The organism is Streptomyces hazeniae (genome assembly GCF_031845485.1).
GTDB classification, from domain to species: Bacteria; Actinomycetota; Actinomycetes; order Streptomycetales; family Streptomycetaceae; genus Streptomyces; species Streptomyces hazeniae.
The window spans coordinates 1-599 of the sequence record NZ_JAVREQ010000092.1; the positions used below are offsets into that span (position 1 = coordinate 1).

The 599-nt window shown below is 71.0% G+C and carries 1 protein-coding gene and 1 pseudogene; both read right to left on the reverse strand.

Annotated elements, in window-relative coordinates; translation table 11 throughout:
* On the reverse strand, positions 1-123 hold a 123-nt coding region (locus RM572_RS28735; RefSeq protein ID WP_311676300.1), incomplete at its 3' end, for a rhodanese-like domain-containing protein.
* 46 nt (positions 124-169) lie between these two features.
* Positions 170-599, reverse strand: a pseudogene (locus tag RM572_RS28740) (hypothetical protein); the annotation flags it as partial.

Consider the following 599-nt stretch of genomic DNA (forward strand, 5'->3'; position numbering starts at 1 on the left):
CGGAATGTGCAGCGCGCCCTCGACATGACCGGCCGCCCACTCGTCGTTCTCGCGCACGTCCAGGACGAAGCCGTCCGACGGCACCTCCGCGACGTCCACCGAGGGCAGCGGGGCGAAATTCATGGGTCATGCCTTCTCTCGTACGTACGCGGCCACGTCACCGGGAACGCTACTGCACCAGCTCCGCGAGCTCGGCCTCCCGCCGGGACACCTCGCCCAGCAGCTGGTCCCCGATGTCCTCCAGGAGCTGGTCCGGGTCGTCCGGAGCCATCCGGAGCATCGAGCCGATCGCGCTGTCCTCCAGCTCCTTGGCGAGCACCGTGAGCAGCTCCTTGCGCCTGCTGAGCCACTCCAGACGGGCGTAGAGCTCCTCGCTCTCGCTCAGCGCGGCCCGCTGCTGGACCGGGCCCGCCGCCCACTCCGCCGCCAGCTCCTTGAGCAGCTCGACATCACCGCGTCCGTAGGCGCCGTTCACCCGGGTGATGAACTCGTCCCGGCGCTCCCGCTCCGGCTCGTCCTGGGCCAGGTCCGGGTGGGCCTTGCGGGCCAGCTCTCGGTAGAGCTTGCGGGCCTCCTCGCTGGGCCTGACCCGCTTCGGC